General features: G+C 42.6%; 12 protein-coding genes. 1 reads left to right on the top strand and 11 read right to left on the bottom strand.

Annotation, left to right across the window (positions count from 1 at the left end):
• Positions 1-43: 43 nt before the first annotated feature.
• On the bottom strand, positions 44-1,717 hold the full coding sequence (locus DWW86_RS01215) for a hypothetical protein (RefSeq protein ID WP_117942020.1): 1,674 nt from the start codon (positions 1,715-1,717) through the stop codon (positions 44-46).
• A gap of 171 nt (positions 1,718-1,888) precedes the next feature.
• Here DWW86_RS01215 and DWW86_RS01210 point away from each other — a divergent pair, with 171 nt between their 5' ends.
• Positions 1,889-3,268: an aldehyde dehydrogenase gene (locus DWW86_RS01210; protein ID WP_072521229.1), complete on the top strand. Its 1,380-nt coding sequence runs from the start codon at positions 1,889-1,891 to the stop codon at positions 3,266-3,268.
• Positions 3,269-3,292: 24 nt separating this feature from the next.
• On the opposite strand, the gene DWW86_RS01205 is transcribed toward DWW86_RS01210, so the two are convergent.
• The 10 genes from DWW86_RS01205 to queA all read right to left on the bottom strand — a co-directional run bounded on the left by DWW86_RS01205 (position 3,293) and on the right by queA (position 18,000).
• Positions 3,293-4,666, bottom strand: a complete 1,374-nt coding sequence (locus tag DWW86_RS01205) for an MATE family efflux transporter (RefSeq protein ID WP_330360645.1) — start codon at positions 4,664-4,666, stop codon at positions 3,293-3,295.
• A gap of 99 nt (positions 4,667-4,765) precedes the next feature.
• A complete protein-coding gene (locus DWW86_RS17005; RefSeq protein ID WP_159431346.1) occupies positions 4,766-4,927 on the bottom strand; it encodes a hypothetical protein in 162 nt (53 codons plus the stop codon).
• A gap of 340 nt (positions 4,928-5,267) precedes the next feature.
• Positions 5,268-7,898 carry a pyruvate, phosphate dikinase gene (gene ppdK, locus DWW86_RS01195; protein ID WP_072521231.1) on the bottom strand — a complete coding sequence of 877 codons (2,631 nt, stop codon included), beginning with the start codon at positions 7,896-7,898 and terminating at the stop codon, positions 5,268-5,270.
• Between the two features lie 165 nt (positions 7,899-8,063).
• Complete coding sequence (locus tag DWW86_RS01190) at positions 8,064-9,314, bottom strand: 6-phosphofructokinase (RefSeq protein WP_072521232.1); 1,251 nt, start codon at positions 9,312-9,314, stop codon at positions 8,064-8,066.
• A 784-nt stretch (positions 9,315-10,098) separates the two neighbouring features.
• Entirely contained in the window at positions 10,099-11,493 is a 1,395-nt protein-coding gene (locus DWW86_RS01185; protein WP_072521233.1) for a glycine--tRNA ligase, read from the bottom strand.
• 87 nt (positions 11,494-11,580) lie between these two features.
• On the bottom strand, positions 11,581-12,333 hold the full coding sequence (gene recO, locus DWW86_RS01180) for a DNA repair protein RecO (protein WP_072521234.1): 753 nt from the start codon (positions 12,331-12,333) through the stop codon (positions 11,581-11,583).
• A gap of 31 nt (positions 12,334-12,364) precedes the next feature.
• Positions 12,365-13,273: a GTPase Era gene (era, locus tag DWW86_RS01175; RefSeq protein WP_015542596.1), complete on the bottom strand. Its 909-nt coding sequence runs from the start codon at positions 13,271-13,273 to the stop codon at positions 12,365-12,367.
• A gap of 28 nt (positions 13,274-13,301) precedes the next feature.
• Entirely contained in the window at positions 13,302-16,226 is a 2,925-nt protein-coding gene (locus tag DWW86_RS01170; protein WP_072521235.1) for an insulinase family protein, read from the bottom strand.
• Positions 16,227-16,276: 50 nt separating this feature from the next.
• Positions 16,277-16,858: a DUF6553 family protein gene (locus DWW86_RS01165; RefSeq protein WP_072521236.1), complete on the bottom strand. Its 582-nt coding sequence runs from the start codon at positions 16,856-16,858 to the stop codon at positions 16,277-16,279.
• 116 nt (positions 16,859-16,974) lie between these two features.
• The gene (queA, locus tag DWW86_RS01160; protein ID WP_072521237.1) at positions 16,975-18,000 is read right to left on the bottom strand and encodes a tRNA preQ1(34) S-adenosylmethionine ribosyltransferase-isomerase QueA; all 1,026 of its coding nucleotides are present in this window, start codon (positions 17,998-18,000) and stop codon (positions 16,975-16,977) included.
• Positions 18,001-18,005 lie beyond the last annotated feature (5 nt).

Here is an 18,005-nt window from a genome sequence, read left to right as displayed (position 1 = left end):
TTTACTGTTTTTATATATAAGAGTCCAAGTGGCTCTCTTTTATTTATGCTGCATCATCTGCTGCTTCTGTCTCACCATCTGCGCTGCTGTCTGTTGCGCTTGTATCCTGATCTTCATCTGTTGCGGTCATGCTTTCAACTGCTGAGGTAAGGATAGTCTCAAGCTGTGTTGCAAGCTCATCCGGAACACCGGCGGCCTTAATATTTGCAAGGAAAGTATCCCAGTTGATATTTGCTACATATTCAGTCATTGCTGCATCATCAGAACCATCATAAGTCTTATCCAGAGAAGTCAGATCCGGAATATCTACGCCATCTCCATATCCGCTGCTTATTGTAAGTGTAGCGATCGGTGCACCGGATGTTGTAACAGTCAGACCTATAGAACTTGCATCTGTAGACGCATCAGACTCAAGATTGATCACCATACCAAATCCTGCCAGCGGGTTGGATGCTGCTTCGCTTTCTTCGTCTGTGGTTGTATCATCAGCTTCTGCGGCCGGGAAGGTTACATTTAATGTTCCATTATAGTAGCCTGCTTTTTCTGGTTTGGTCTCGAGGTTTTCAACGTTAATATCAGCTGCCTCTGTTCCGTCTATTGCAAAGATATAATCTCCATTCAGAAGTCCATCACTGGTTGTGCCGCTTCCGGTCAGTGTAAGGGAAGAATCCTCTGCCGTAATTTCAAGAAGTAATGCGGAAGTATCACCATCAGATGGTGCTTTCCATGTGAATACAGGAGTAGTTTCTGCTCCGTCTATGACGGCAAATTCACGTCCGACGATTCTATTGTCTGCATTTACCCATACTTTTGAGGAAAATACAGGATCTTCGGAAACTTCTCCGTCAGCAGATCCGATACTGTCAAGCGCATCTGCTACAGCATCCTCAAACTGCTGATACTGGTTTTCTCCATCGGAGGCACCTGCCCACTGTTCAAATAAACCTTTGATCTCAGCATCATCTTTGGCTGCAGTCAGGATTCCCTCTGCCATAGCTGTAACAGCTTTTTCAGAAACAGTTCCCTCATATGCAGTACAGTCTTCGCTGATGCCATCTACAGATACAGACTCTTCAACAGAAGATCCTTCTTCGATATTATCAATGATAATATTTCCGTAGCGGTCAAGAAGTGTTCCGAGTGTATCAGAATCCGGAAGTGCAGAAGAAAGATCTGACAGTGCATTCATGTAGGTGCTCATGATTTCCTGAGAGTTCTCTGCAACACCATTGGTGGTGGTGACTGTACTCTGAATCGGTGCTGTAATATATCCCTCGGACAGCTGTGGAATCTGAATATACTCAGCCATGTTTGCAAGATCCATGTAGAGATTCAGATCACACAGTTTGGTGTCGTTCAGAAGTAATCCACTGGCAATGGCTTCCACACCATCTTTGATGGTAATATCACTGTCAAAAGTAAAACTCTGAAGCCAGGAAACATCGGTGCCTCCCATAAGCGCACCGGCAAGTGCCCGTCCAGTATCTTCTACAGTCAGTGTAAATGTGCCTTTTGTTCCTTTGCAGGCTTTCTGGTAATTCTCAAGATAGCCGTCCCATGCTTCCGGTAATTTACTTACTACATTTGCAAGTGCAGTTTTTTCTGTTTCCTGATAGGAACCTGCTGCGAATACGGTGCTGCTGCCGGAAACAACCAGAGAAGCTCCCATTGCTGTAACAACAGCCTTTTTTAAAATCTGTCTGGTACGATTCATCATAAATTTTCCTCCATTTATTGTGATGATTGTATAGATATAGACAGTTTACCATGCTTTTGTCGAATATACAATATTTTTGAAGAATTATGGCACGATTGACTTTTTATTCTGTATTGTTGTATTATATATTCACATAAGAATCTTAAGACTTATCGAAAAGAGGAAATTTTCATGACAGAGACAGAGATTAAAACGCTGATTGAAAATCAGAGAAACTTTTTTCATACCGGTGATACTTTTCCGGTAAAAAAACGTATCGAGAAGCTTCGTAAATTAAAAACGGCTGTTTTGCAGCACGAGACAGAGATTAATGAAGCATTGAAAAAAGACCTTGGCAAAAGTGCTTTCGAAAGTTATATGTGCGAAACAGGACTTGTCTTAAGTGAACTTACACATATGCTCCATCATGTAAGAGAATATGCCGAGAGACAGGATGTACCGACACCGATGGCACAGTTTGCTGCGCACAGTTATAAGAAACCGGTTCCTTACGGTGTAGTTCTTATTATGAGTCCATGGAACTATCCGCTTCTGCTTTCTCTGGATCCTCTGATCGACGCGATTGCCGCCGGTAATACGGTAATCCTGAAACCAAGTGCCTTCTCTCCTGCCACAACCGCAGTTGTCAAAGCGATTCTTGCAGAATGTTTTGATCCTTCTTATGTGGCGGTGGTCGAAGGAGGACGTGAAGAAAATACAGCTCTTCTGAGCGAACGATTTGATTATATCTTTTTTACGGGAAGTCAGCATGTCGGCAGAGAGGTTATGACAAAGGCCGCTGTACACCTGACTCCGGTCACGCTGGAATTAGGAGGAAAAAGTCCATGTATCGTTGACCGCCGATGCAATTTGAAACTGGCAGCCAGACGTATCGTGTTTGGTAAACTTCTGAACTGTGGACAGACCTGCGTTGCCCCGGATTATATTTACTGCGACCGTAAAATCAGGGACAAACTGGTACGGCAGATCATCCGGCAGATTAACCGGCAATATACGACGGAACCACTTAAAAATCCGGATTATGGAAAAATCATCAATGAGAAACATTTTCGTCGGCTGCTCGGACTGATCAATAAAGAAAAAGTTGCTGCCGGTGGAAATTATAATGAGGAAACGCTGCAGATTGAGCCTACGGTACTTGATAACGTAACCTTCGAAGACGCAGTCATGCAGGAAGAAATTTTTGGTCCGCTTCTTCCGATCGTTACCTATGATTCAATCGATGAAGCAATCGAAAAAATCAATTCCATGGCACATCCGCTGGCAGTTTATGTATTTACTTCCAGAGGAAGACTTGCAAACAAAGTGATGGAACGCTGTGATTTTGGCGGTGGCTGTATCAATGATACACTGGTACATCTTGCAACTTCCGAAATGGGATTCGGCGGATTTGGCGAAAGCGGAATGGGAGCATATCATGGCGAAGAAGGTTTCCGCACCTTTACACATTACAAGAGCATTGTAAATAAAAAGACCTGGCCGGACCTTTCCATACGGTATCAGCCATATACCCCTAAGAACGAAAAGAAACTCCGGAAGTTCCTGAAATGACCAGGAGCTCTCCGGAGCTTTTTCTTACAGATACTTTTTATCTGCAGATAATATCGTTTTGTGTACTTTTTTTCTGACAAAATAGAAACAGATTACCTGCATAAGGATTGTCAGAATCCAGGATACAGGGTAAGAAATAAACAAAAATGACAGGGATCTGTGGTTCGGAAAAAGTCCGAAGATCCATACAATTCTTGTTCCTACAGTACCAATGATAGAAAGGATCATAGGCACACCGGAATGACCCATTCCGCGAAGTGCACCCGGAAACAGATCCATCAGTCCGCAGCAGAAATACGGCACTGTTGTATAGGCAAGTATTTCAATCCCGCACTGAATAACCTTTGGATCACTGGTATATAATCGTAACAGTTCATTTCCAAAGAAGTATGCGCCACACCCAAGTGTAAACGAAAAAACAAAAGATAGGATTATGCAGTCAATGAGAATTTTATCCATACGTTTTGTCTTCCGCACTCCGTAATTCTGACTGGTGAAACTCATGCATGACTGTGTAATGGAGTTTACAGAAATATATAAAAAGCCGAAGATATTGTTGGCTGCTGTATATCCTGCCATTGCAGTTGAACCGAATGAATTGACAGAGGACTGTAATAATGCATTGGAAAGATTGATAACTGTGCTCTGGATTCCGGCAGGTACACCAACCTGAAAAATCTGCTTCAGATAGAAGCTTTTGATGGTCAGTTTTGAAAAGCGGAGCTGATAACTTCCTTCCGAATGATGCAGACAGCGAAGAACAAGCACACAGGATATAAACTGTGATACAACGGTTCCTATCGCAACACCGGCAACTCCCATATCAAAAACAATGACCAGAAGTAAATTTAATCCTGCATTTGCAAGTCCTGAGATGATCAAAAAAATCAAGGGTCTTTTTGTATCTCCTACTGCTCTTAAAATGGCGGCGCCGTAATTGTACAGCATAAAGAATGGCATACCAAGAAAATATATTCTCATATACAGGGTGGACTGGTCAATGACATTATCCGGTGTACTCATAATTTCCAGAGCAACTTTCGAAAACAGAAGTCCTACAAAAGCCATAATGATACCGCTAATAAGTGCCAATGTGATCGAGGTATGTACTGTCTCCGACATTTCTTTATATTTGCCGGAAGCATAAAAACGTGCTGCAAGCACATTTGCACCGAGTGATATACCAATAAATAAGTTGGTAAAAACTGCAATCAATGCAGTAGTCGATCCGACAGCAGCCAGAGCCTGGCTTCCGGTAAACTGTCCGACAACGATAATGTCAACTGCGTTAAACATAAGCTGCAGAATACCGGAAAGCATCAAAGGCAATGAAAAAGAGATCAGCTTGTCCATGATTGATCCATTGCACATATCAATTTCATATTTGTTATTTTTCAAAACTACTCCCCCACTTTGTAACGTAAATTTCCATATGCCATTATACGAGGCTGTGTTTTGTTTTTCAACCTCTTTTTAGTGTGGCTGGATTTTTTATCTTTAGTAAATATAATGTTGGCAAGTGTTTCCAGCGCCTGATCCCGGATGATAATATCTGTTTTTTATGATATCTTCAAGGTTGCAGACAGCTTCGTCCAGTTTTGTCTGTCCGCTTTCGATTCTGCTGATTTCAAGAATTCCATTCCCCATATACATATTCATATTCCCATCCAGAAAAAAATATATATTAACGTTCAAACATATCGCCCTGCATTTTCTGAAGTCTCATGTATAAACTTTCTTTTCATATATGTATATGTTTCTGCTATATTCATATGTAATTCTCCCGAATACCATGAAATGATTACCTAAAATCACTAAAAATATTTCAAATTTATTATACTCTTTTAAACAATATGCTGTCAAATTCTTTAACAAACGGGTTTTCAAAGAAAAAACTATAAAAAAGACCCCCACGATACAGTTTCCTGTAAAGTGAGGGTCGGTACTACTCCGTTGGGACACAAATATCAGGTTAACTTAATAGCCTTATAAACTGCTGTTAAGCGTTCTTTTCTGCGATAGCTGCCTGTGCTGCTGCAAGACGAGCGATCGGTACACGGAACGGTGAGCAGGATACATAGTTCAGACCAATCTTATGGCAGAACTCTACGGAAGACGGATCTCCACCATGCTCTCCACAAATACCTACATGGAGGTTCGGGTTAACCGGTCTGCCCAGTTCGATAGCCATCTTCATGAGTTTGCCAACGCCAACCTGATCAAGTTTAGCAAATGGGTCATTCTCGAAGATCTTAGCATCGTAGTAAGCGTTCAGGAATTTACCTGCATCATCACGGGAGAAGCCATATGTCATCTGTGTAAGGTCGTTTGTACCGAAGCAGAAGAAGTCAGCTTCTTTAGCAATATCGTCAGCAGTAAGAGCTGCTCTCGGAATCTCGATCATAGTACCAACTTCATACTGAAGGTCGGAACCAGCTGCTTTGATCTCAGCGTCTGCAGTTTCTACTACGAATTTCTTAACATATTTAAGCTCTTTGATATCGCCAACAAGCGGGATCATGATTTCCGGTTTGATTGCCCAATCCGGATGAGCATTTTTAACTTTGATTGCTGCACGGATAACTGCTGTTGTCTGCATCTTGGCAATTTCTGGATAAGTAACTGCAAGACGGCATCCACGATGACCCATCATTGGATTGAACTCATGGAGAGAATCAATGATAGTTTTGATTTCTTCAACGGTTTTGCCCTGAGCATCTGCAAGTTTCTTGATGTCAGCTTCTTCAGTAGGAACGAATTCATGAAGTGGCGGATCCAGGAAACGGATAGTAACCGGGTTGCCTTCCAGTGCTTCGAACAGTCCTTCGAAGTCTTCCTGCTGATATGGAAGAATTTTTGCAAGAGCTGTTTCTCTTTCTTCTACTGTTGTGGAGCAGATCATTTCACGGAATGCATCGATACGTCCCTCACCGAAGAACATATGCTCTGTACGGCAAAGTCCGATACCTTCTGCACCAAGCTCAACTGCTTTCTTAGCATCAGCCGGTGTATCTGCGTTTGTACGAACTTTCATAGTTCTGTATTTGTCAGCCCAAGCCATGATACGGCCGAACTCACCAGCGATTGTAGCGTCTACAGTCGGGATGATTCCGTCGTAGATGTTACCTGTTGTACCATCGATGGAGATGAAGTCTCCTTCATGGAATTCTTTGCCAGCCAGTGTGAATTTCTTGTTTTCTTCATCCATAGCGATATCACCGCATCCGGATACACAGCACTCACCCATACCACGGGCAACTACTGCTGCGTGAGAAGTCATACCACCACGAACTGTCAGGATACCCTGAGCAGATTTCATACCTGTGATATCTTCCGGAGATGTCTCAAGACGTACAAGAACGACTTTTTCTCCTCTTTCTGCCCATTCAACAGCATCATCTGCTGTGAATACGATTTTACCGCAAGCAGCTCCTGGAGAAGCACCAAGGCCTTTACCCATCGGTGTAGCAGCTTTAAGAGCAGCTGCATCGAACTGCGGATGAAGCAGAGTATCAAGGTTACGTGGGTCGATCATTGCAACAGCTTCTTCTTCTGTTCTCATTCCCTCATCAACGAGGTCACAAGCGATCTTCAGAGCAGCCTGTGCAGTTCTTTTACCATTACGTGTCTGCAGCATGTAAAGTTTACCGTGCTCTACAGTGAACTCCATATCCTGCATATCTCTGTAGTGGTCTTCCAGAGTTTTGCAAACCTGTTTGAACTGTACGAATGCTTCCGGGAATTTCTGTTCCATTTCGGTGATGTGCATAGGTGTACGAACACCGGCAACAACGTCTTCACCCTGAGCGTTTGTCAGGAATTCACCGAACAGACCGTTAGCTCCTGTAGCAGGGTCACGTGTGAAAGCAACACCTGTACCACAGTCATCACCCATGTTACCGAATGCCATCATCTGTACGTTAACAGCTGTTCCCCAGGAATATGGGATATCGTTGTCACGACGATAAACGTTTGCACGCGGGTTGTCCCATGAACGGAATACGGCTTTGATAGCACCCATTAACTGTTCCTTAGGATCAGTTGGGAATTCAGCACCGATTTTTTCTTTATATTCAGCTTTGAACTGTTCTGCAAGTTCTTTAAGATCTTCAGCTGTAAGTTCAACGTCCTGTTTAACGCCTCTCTTAGCTTTCATTTCGTCGATCAGTTCTTCGAAATATTTCTTACCAACTTCCATAACTACGTCAGAGTACATCTGAATGAATCTTCTGTAGCAGTCCCAAGCCCAACGTGGGTTGTTGGATTTCTCAGCAAGAGTATTAACTACTTCTTCATTTAAACCAAGGTTCAGGATAGTATCCATCATACCAGGCATGGAAGCTCTGGCACCAGAACGAACGGAAACAAGCAGAGGATTTTCTTTGTCACCGAATTTCTTACCGGTAACTCCTTCCATTTTAGTGATTGCTTCCATGATCTGAGCCATGATCTCGTCATTGATCTGTCTTCCGTCTTCATAGTACTGTGTGCAGGCTTCTGTTGTGATTGTAAAGCCCTGCGGTACAGGAAGACCAAGGTTTGTCATTTCAGCAAGGTTGGCACCTTTACCACCCAGAAGGTTTCTCATATTAGCGTTACCTTCTGTAAACATGTAAACCCATTTTGCCATTTTACATTTTCCTCCTAATTATTGTTCTTTTCACATAAAAACTATGTTTTATACGCACATAATTATTGTATAGACTTTAGTACAAATAGTCAAGGTTAAACTGTCAAAAAATGGGGAAAGTTTTTAGCATGATGCAAAAACTTTCCCCATTTGTACGCTGTATTATCAGCGTCTCTTCTTCAGATTAAGTACAAGATGTCTCGGAAGACCATTTACCATAATCGGCTGATAATCTCCCTGAATGAGCGGACTGATATAATCTACAAAGTCTTTTGTAACATAGGTGGCATCTTTATTCATCCAGCTGCGCGGTACGACTTTTTCTTCGTTTGCAATGCGGTGCACATCATAAATACCTGTCGTGGCCATATATGGATCATCAGATACACGGTCAATAACAATCATCTTACCGGTATCTCCTTCATCTGCAGCTTTGACCGCAGCACCGCCAACCATAAATGCCTCATCAATGTCTACTCGGGATGCCATGTGAGAAGCGCTTCTCTGTAAAGTAGAGAGTTCTACTGCTCTCGTCTTGCATCCGCATTCTGCTGCAAGGAAGTTTGCCAGATATGTTGCGGTTCCGGCAAGCTGTTTATGACCGAAGGCATCTACGTAATCACCCGAGCTTCCGAGTTCGCATATATACCGACCGTCAGCAAGGCGGATTCCCTCTGAAACAGCAATAACCACGGAAGATTTTTTCTTAATGAGATCTTTGACTTTGGTAAGAAACTTATCAATATCAAACGGAACCTCCGGAAGATAAATAAGATCTGGTCCGTCACAATCTTCTGTGCGGGCAAGTGCTGTTGCTCCGGTAAGCCATCCTGCATTGCGTCCCATAATTTCCATAATCGTGATCATGCTCTTTTTGTAGGTAAGTCCCTGTGCATCACGGATGACCTCTTTTGTTGATGCGCCGATATATTTAGCTGCACTTCCGAATCCAGGAGTATGGTCAGTCAGTGCAAGGTCATTGTCAATAGTCTTTGGAACACCCAGGAATTTCTGTGTCTGTCCAGTCAGAATCGCATAATCAGAGAGTTTTTTGATCGTATCCATGGAATCATTGCCGCCGATATAGATAAAGGCATCAATATCCAGACGGTTCAGAATGTCAAAGATCTTTTCATAGATGGATTTGTCTTCGTGAATCTCCGGAAGTTTGAAACGGCAGGAACCGAGGAATGCAGATGGTGTCCGTTTCAGTAATTCAATGTCAAGTTCAGAATGAATCTGGGTAGAAAGATCAATGTATTGTTCGTCCAGAAGTCCCTGAATACCATGGAGCATACCGTATACTTTATCAAAGCCACGTTCGATGGCGTTTTTGTATACGCCTGCAAGGCTGGAGTTGATTACGGATGTCGGACCACCGGACTGTCCTACGATGATATTACGTTTTTTTGCCATACTGTTCTCTCCTTTGCGTCGCATATAATGTATAATTTTAACAAGTATTATATAAATAGTCAAGTTTATTTGTGCAGTATGTATTATTTGCAAAATAAAGATAAGTGTATATAAGAAGAAAATGCCTATACAGGGGCACGGACGCAGTATGTATTCTTGTGATTATGCTCATGTGAGAGACTTCTAATATACTAACCAGCCAGAAGATATACTAAAAACGCCCGGCAAAACAGCATAACTCGCTTACGCTCAGACAATGCTGTTTTTTCGGGCAACATATATTTCTGGCTGTTAAGTATATTCACGAAGTATCTCAGGCTCGCAGAATCACAAGAATATAACTGCTGGCCGTGATATTATGAAGCAATTTTTTTATATACATTTACTTTTACGGTAATTTCAACACTACTCTCCTGCATAAACAGTTTCTTGACGGGGAGAGATTGGCGGCGGGCGGAGCCGCCGCGATCCAGATGCCCGCGCCTGCCCGGCGCAGCATATCTTCGCAGAAAAGCTTTACCCCTTCTAAGTACATATAAAGAAAACGTAAAACACCCACCGATCTGATATCTGAATACAAGCGCTCTGCAGGAAACCAGCCAGTTCTTAGATGTGCATGAATCGTATTATATACAAAAATCATACTGTCTGAGCGAAGCGAGTTTATGATTTTTGTATATGCATTTAACGATGAAATTCACATCTTAGAACTGACGGTTTCCGAAGCCTGTTTGTATTTCAGATACCAGTTCCGGTGGGTGATATTTGTTTAATCTTTATTTACTTAGAATGTAAACTTATCAGCGAAATATGCATCAAGTTCATCAATCTTAATACGTACCTGCTCCATGGTATCACGGTCACGTACAGTAACAGCTCCGTCATTTTCAGACTCAAAGTCATAAGTAACGCAGAACGGTGTACCGATCTCATCCTGTCTTCTGTAACGTTTACCGATGTTTCCACGGTCATCGTATTCGCAGTTGTATTTCTTGCTGAGCTGCTGATAAATCTTCTCTGCACCTTCATTCAGCTTTTTGGAAAGCGGAAGGATACCGATCTTAACAGGTGCAAGTACCGGGTGGAAATGAAGTACAGTACGTACATCATTCTTCTCAGCGTCAAGCACTTCCTCATCGTATGCACTGCAGAGGAATGCAAGCACCATACGGTCAGCACCGAGTGACGGCTCGATAACATATGGAATGTATTTCTGTTTCTTCTCGTCATCGAAGTATGTCAGATCCTGTCCGGATACATTCTGATGCTGTGTCAGGTCATAATCTGTTCTGTCGGCAATACCCCACAGTTCGCCCCATCCAAACGGGAAGAGGAATTCTACGTCTGTAGTAGCTTTGCTGTAGAAGCTCAGTTCTTCTTTGTCATGGTCACGATAACGAACCTCATCTTCTTTAAGGCCAAGGGAACTCAGCCAGTCAAGGCAGAACTTCTTCCAGTATGCAAACCACTCGAGGTCTGTATCCGGTTCACAGAAGAATTCAAGTTCCATCTGCTCGAACTCACGTGTACGGAATGTAAAGTTACCCGGTGTGATCTCGTTACGGAAAGATTTACCGATCTGGCCGATACCGAACGGGATTTTTTTACGGGATGTTCTCTGTACGTTCTTAAAGTTGACAAAGATACCCTGTGCTGTTTCAGGTCTTAAATAAACTGTATTTTTGGCATCTTCTGTTACACCCTGGAATGTCTTGAACATCAGGTTGAACTGACGGATGTCTGTGAAATTGTGCTTGCCGCAGGATGGACACGCTACTTCGTGTTCTTTGATGAAGTCCATCATTTTTTCCTGAGACCATGCATCTACACTGCCTTCAATCTCGATGTCATGATCTGCACAGAAATCTTCGATCAGTTTGTCCGCGCGGAAACGCTCGTGGCATTCTTTACAGTCCATCAGAGGATCGGAAAATCCGCCAAGATGACCGGAAGCAACCCAAGTCTGTGGGTTCATCAGGATCGCACAGTCAACGCCGACATTGTACGGAGATTCCTGAATAAATTTCTGCCACCATGCACGTTTTACATTATTTTTTAATTCTACACCGAGATTACCGTAATCCCAGGTATTTGCCAGACCACCGTAAATTTCAGAGCCCGGATAGACGAATCCTCTGGCTTTTGCCAGAGCAACGATTTTCTCCATTGTTTTTTCCATGATAGTTCTCCTCTTTGTTTTATTCGTTGCGTTTTCTCAACATTATACCGCATTTAAAATATATTTCAACTTTTTTATTGGATTTACTTACTTCATGACTTCAAGAATCTGAAGACTTTTGAATTTTCTGTCTGTATTTCGTGCTGTATACAGATGGATGATCTGTTCGAGCTCCAGAAGCACTTCCGGTTCTACACGGAAAGAATAAAGCCGCCCCATCGGCGCTGTAGCTATGTAACGCATGGCATATAAGGCGGATGGCGAGATACGTCTTGCATCTCTCTTTCCCAGAGCACAGGATATGCAGAGAATTCCATGCATATCCTGCGAAAAGAAGCAGTCTTCGCCGTCCGAAATCTCTTTTTCGCAGCCGGTGCACTGAAAAAGCTGTGGGCAAAGTCCCTGCTCGACCATCGTACGCAGCTCATAGATACAGCGTATCAGCCGGTTATCCAGCTGCTGGTTCATCAGTGCTTTTACTGTCACATAGAGAAGATTCATCATCTCTTTTTCGTCGGTTCCTTCTCTTCCGAAATAATCCGCCAGCTCCAGAAAATAATATCCATAATAGACTCCCGGCTGCATTGTCGCCAGTTCTACAAAATGATGGGTAACTGATACCTGATTCAGATTGTAGCTTGTCCGCCCCTCATATAATGTAAAATTACCAAATACAAAAGGATCCGCAGCCGCCATGAACGGACTGTTCAGACGTCTGGCCCCTTTTGCAAAGGCGGAAATCTTGCCGCGCTCTCTGGTCAGAAGTACAATACGTTTATCATATTCGCCTACAGGCATTGCCGAGATTACGACACCCTGTACGGTAATAAGATCACTCATCTTTCAGATTCCCTTTTTCAGATTAATCTTTTTAAATTTCTTTCTTGTCATAACCGAAGTTTTTGATCATAAAGTCGCTGTCGCGCCAGTCTTTTTTGACTTTTACCCAGAGTTTCAGGTTGACTTTTGCATCCAGCATACGCTCCAACTCATAACGTGCATTGCTGCCGATCTTTTTCAGCATGGCACCCTGTTTGCCAATGATAATACCTTTATGAGAATCACGTTCACAGATGATGGTCGCGTCAATATCAACCAGACGGTTTTTGCCCGGACGTTCTTTCATTCGGTCAATGGCAACGGCGATTCCGTGAGGAATCTCAGCATCAAGTGCATGCAGTGCTTTTTCACGGATAATTTCCGCGGCGATCTGTCTCTGCGGCTGGTCTGTCACAGTGTCCTCATCATAAAACATCGGACCGTACGGCAGATATTTCAGAATACTCGGAATGATATCTTCGGTATTCTGGTTACGAAGTGCAGAGCACGGAATGATCTCATCAAAATCATAAAGCTTGCGATAAGTATCGATTGCCTTCAGAATTTCATCTTTGTCTACGGTATCTACTTTGTTGATTACCAGAATGACCGGAATATGAAGTCCCTGTAACTGCTCTGCAATATGACGTTCTCCTGCCCCTATAAAAGTTGTCGGCTCTACCAGCCACAGGATAACATCAACGTCTTTTAAGGTACGTTCGGCAACCTGTACCATATATTCACCGAGTTTGTTTTTGGCCTTGTGAATACCCGGTGTATCCAGAAAGACGATCTGACCGTCATCGCAGGTATAAACTGTCTGGATACGGTTACGGGTTGTCTGTGGTTTCTTCGAAGTAATTGCGATCTTCTGTCCGATCAGATGATTCATCAGTGTGGATTTTCCGACATTCGGTCGTCCGATGATTGCAGTAAAACCTGATTTAAAATTTTCTTTCATTTAACAGCTCCTGTAAATTCTCTTTTGTTCAACCATTGATCAGTGGAAGTACAGTATCAAACAGTTCTTTTTCTTTATTGATTGCCGGCTCACTTCCCACGACACAGATTGCATCATTTGAAAGTACTGCTTCAATCAGTGGAGCAAGTGCCTGCATGGATACGGAATCTGCATTCAGGATCTCGTCTCTTTCTTTTTGTGCCATTTCTTCTGTAACACCGCAGAACCATGCATTTTTGGAAATTGCTCCCTGCATCTTCGGAGTACGCGGAACATCTTTGCCGCTGATGGTTCCGATGATATATTTGGTCATTTCTCGTTCATCTGCATTAAAGTTACGTACATATTCCGGAATGCCTTTAAATACATCCAGTGTACGTTTCAGGTGCGGATCACGATAGGATACGAAGAAACTTTCCCCACTGCGTTTAAAGCCGCTCATGCATCCATATGCACCGCCTTTGACACGGATATTTGTCCAGAGATAATCATAGCTCAATGCAACTTTTAAAATATTCAGAGCACCGGAGTATGCAAAACCTTTTTTACGGAAGTTTCCTGTCTGGGCAACATACTGCACCTGACCGGAAGTTGTAAAGGCTTCGTTTTTCTTTTCGCATGTAATGCTCTGTTCGCCGATTTCCACAGCTTCCTGATGAAGTGTCTGACGAAGGGCTTTTACCTGCTTCCGGACATCACTGAGAGATTCTCTCTCTCCGGTATAACTGATGCACAGATATTCCGGACGAAGAAGCTCTCTCATAAGTTCTGTAAGTTCAGCAACCAGAGTTTCTTTTCGTTCTTCAAATTCCCGATCCAGTGTTTCAATAAACTGATAATACGCAATTCCTGCCATCGCATCCTGAAATGCCGCCATCGGAGAAGTATAGGATGCAGCACGAAGAACTGCGGTCGAATGTCCGGCACTTACAAGAGACGACTGGGCTCTTGATTTTACCTGTGAAATAATCTCATGAAGTCTTCTGGTATCTTCAAGGCTGGAAGTATTGAGAATTTCACGGATCATTTTAAAGAGTACATCTGTCTTTGGATACATGGTCTTTCCGCGTACAGAGAAAAATGCCCGAAACTCATCAATCGATTCTGCATGATCAAAAACTTCTACTCCGCACATGATACCACCAGTCTCTGCATTGATCTCATTTGTGAGTTCGCCGTAAGTATAATGCGCAGTATCGACATACCCCAGAACGGACTTGAGAAGTCCGAGATACGGAACTTTCTCTGCCGGAAGATCCTTCACATCAAACATCAGATCAAGATAGCCGATACCGTTAGTAGGTACTTCATGATAAAGGAACAGACTTCCGTCAATATCCAACGCTTCATTTGTAAATGGAGTGATCTCTTTGCGGATGTCTTCTCTTTTCAGCATAGGAATGCATTTTGCAGTTTCCGGATCTTCCGGAGTTTCCTGATATCGTTCAAGCTCGACAGTCTTCTGAACCATCTCTGCCTTTTCTTCATCATTAAGTGATGCAAGATGTGCAGCAAGTTTCTCTTCGAGGGCCTTTGCCCTACGGGCAGTCAGACCTCTTGACGGGTTCAGTGTCAGGATCGAGCCGTGTGTATTATCAAGCAGATATTTCTGAATCAGTCCTTCAAAATATCGCTGATTTTTTAATTCTTTCAGTTTGTCAAACACAGGAATCAGCTGCACCTGTGCAAATGGATGCTCATCATCATAGAGCCAGTTGTCCAGAATATCCAGTCCGTAGATCAGTCCCTTCGGGTAGGAAGAGAAATCTGCTTCTCTGTAACGAAATTCCATGCAGTTGATGCCAGCCTCAAGTGCCTTCGGATCAATACCGTTCTGAACGATTTCTGTCAGAACACGGCGAATAATGGAAACGAACTCTTCTTTGCGTGACGGATCTGCACCTTTTGCAATGACATCGAAGTATGTCTGACGAATACCGTCTTCATAAGAACCATACACATCAGATCCGATCTCTGCATCCAGAAGCGCTTTCTTAAGAGGTGCGCCAGGTGCTCCAAGCAGTGCATAATCCAGCACATCAAATGCAGTACATTCGAGACTGTTCATTGCATTTCCTGTGACAACACTGTATGCAAGATAAGAATTGTTTTCTTCACTCTCGCTCTCGGCAACAGGGTATTCCATGACAAGATCATGCATTTTATCAAATGGTTTCTGCTCCTGAATTTCGGAATCAACATGTAAACTGTCAAATACAGAAAGATATTTTTTGTCAATGAAATCAAGTTTTTCTGTCATATCCATATTTCCATACAGATAAATAAAACTGTTGGACGGATGATAATAAGTTCTGTGAAAATCAAGGAACTCTTCGTAGGAAAGATCCGGGATATTTTCCGGGTCTCCGCCTGATTCACAGCCATACGTAATATCAGGGAAAAGAGAATTCATGATATCTCTTTCCAGAACATCATCCGGTGAAGAAAATGCACCCTTCATTTCGTTATATACAACGCCATTGTAAGTCAGCGGACCTTCCGTGTTTTCAAGATGATAATTCCATCCTTCCTGACGGAAAATTTCTTCTTTTTTGTAAATATTCGGATAAAATACCGCATCCAGATAGACATGCATCAGATTCTGAAAATCCTGATCATTGCAGCTTGCTACAGGATAACAGGTCTTGTCCGGATAAGTCATTGCATTTAAGAACGTATTCAGTGAGCCTTTTACAAGCTCTACAAAAGGATCTTTCAGCGGAAAGTCCTTCGATCCACACAAAACACTGTGTTCGAGAATGTGAGCCACACCGGTGCTGTTTTTGGGCGGGGTGCGGAATGCAATGTTGAAGACTTTGTTTTCATCATCGTTTTCGATTGCCATAACTCTGGCACCTGTTTTGATATGTCGAAACAGATAACCGGTTGAACGGATATCGTTCAGCTTTTCTTTTTTAACTAATTTATATGCCGTTAAACTGTCTAAATTCATTATTGCCTCCGATTTACATAGTACATATAGTATTTCTTAACAGAGCGTATTTATTCCGGGAATCCGCTCTCTTCCGGATATTCCTGCCCATAAACTTCATGAGCGGCTTTTGTGACAAGTGCCAGCTCTTCTTCCAGATTAAGATCCTTTGGAAGACGGATGGCTGTCTCATAAATGTCTCTCTTCATTTTGGCTTCGGAACTTTCTTTTTTGATAGTGATAAGCCCACAAAGAATACTGTTGTAGTTTTTGTCCTGCGCACAGAGAGTCATGTAAAATTTCACGAGATGCTTGCACTCTCTGTAAAGAAGCTCTTCGTGAAGCGGACTTTTGGCACGAATTTCGCGAAATTTGACATCATCGAGTTCTTTCAGGATTTCCTTCTGTGCTTTTCCCGGACCAAATATTTTGTGACCGGCATTGCGGTTAAACTCAAGAGCCATCCAGAATTTCAGATAACCGTCAGCAATGCCGCCATCATTTGTGGTATTTTTGTACCGTGCCTCATAGATTTCACGGCGGATTTCATTTGCTTCCTGATCCTCTCCGGATGCAATGGCCTGATCCAGAAGTTGTTTACGTTTTTTCGGTTCGGTCTCTCTATAATACTGTGCGATAATTGGTGTATCCATATGTCCTTCTCCTTTGATGGTATATTCTTTTGATCAGATTTCAGATATAAAAAAACCCTTTTTCTCCTCAATATGCCTATTATAGCAAATTGAAGTAAAAAAGGGTAGTCCTGTTTTTAGAGGATCAGCATGGCATCCCCAAAGGAGAAAAAGCGGTAACGTTCTTTTACTGCTTCTTCGTAAGCTGCCATGATATATTCTTTTCCTGCAAGTGCAGAAACCAACATAAGCAGTGTAGATTCCGGAAGATGGAAATTTGTAATCAGTCCATCGATCATTTTAAACTTGTAACCCGGATAAATAAAAATTTCTGTCCATCCACTTCCAGCATGGAGAATACCATTTTCATCAGTTGCGGATTCCAGTGTACGGCAGCTTGTCGTTCCTACGGAAATTACTCTTCCGCTGTTCTTTTTGGTATCGTTGATCAGTTTGGCCTGGTCTTCTTCTACCATATAAAATTCAGAATGCATATGATGACTTTCTACATCGTCAACTTTTACCGGACGAAAAGTACCAAGACCGACATGCAAAGTTACATGCGCAATCTTTACTCCTTTTTCTTCGACCTGCTTCATCAATTCTTTCGTAAAATGAAGACCGGCTGTCGGAGCTGCCGCAGAACCGTCATTCTTTGCATAAACAGTCTGGTAACGGTTTTTGTCTTTTAATTTATGTGTGATATACGGAGGAAGCGGCATTTCACCGAGCTGGTCGAGAATTTCTTCAAAAATCCCATCATAATGAAACTGGATCAGACGGTTTCCCTCATCGACAATATCGATAATCTCTCCTGTCAGGATTCCATCACCAAATGTAATCTTTGCTCCCGGGCGTGCTTTCTTTCCTGGTTTTACAAGACATTCCCAGATATCATTTTCTTTGCGTTTCAGAAGAAGGATCTCAATAAGTGCTCCTGTTTCTTCTTTATGTCCGTACAATCTGGCCGGAATGACTCTTGTATCATTAATTACCAGACAGTCTCCTTCTTTAAGATAGTCGAGAATGTCCGTAAAATGTCTATGTTCAAAAGATCCGTCTTCCATTGAAAGATGAAGAAGTCTGGAAGAACTTCTGTCCTCCAGCGGATCCTGTGCAATCAGTTCTTTCGGCAGATCATAATAAAAATCTGATGTTTTCATAAACT

Origin of the sequence: Ruminococcus sp. AF17-22AC, assembly GCF_003460065.1 — a bacterium.
Classification (GTDB): Bacteria; Bacillota; Clostridia; order Lachnospirales; family Lachnospiraceae; genus Blautia_A.
The sequence above is the reverse complement of the archived record's forward strand: the minus strand, read 5'-3'. Positions and strand labels throughout refer to the sequence as shown.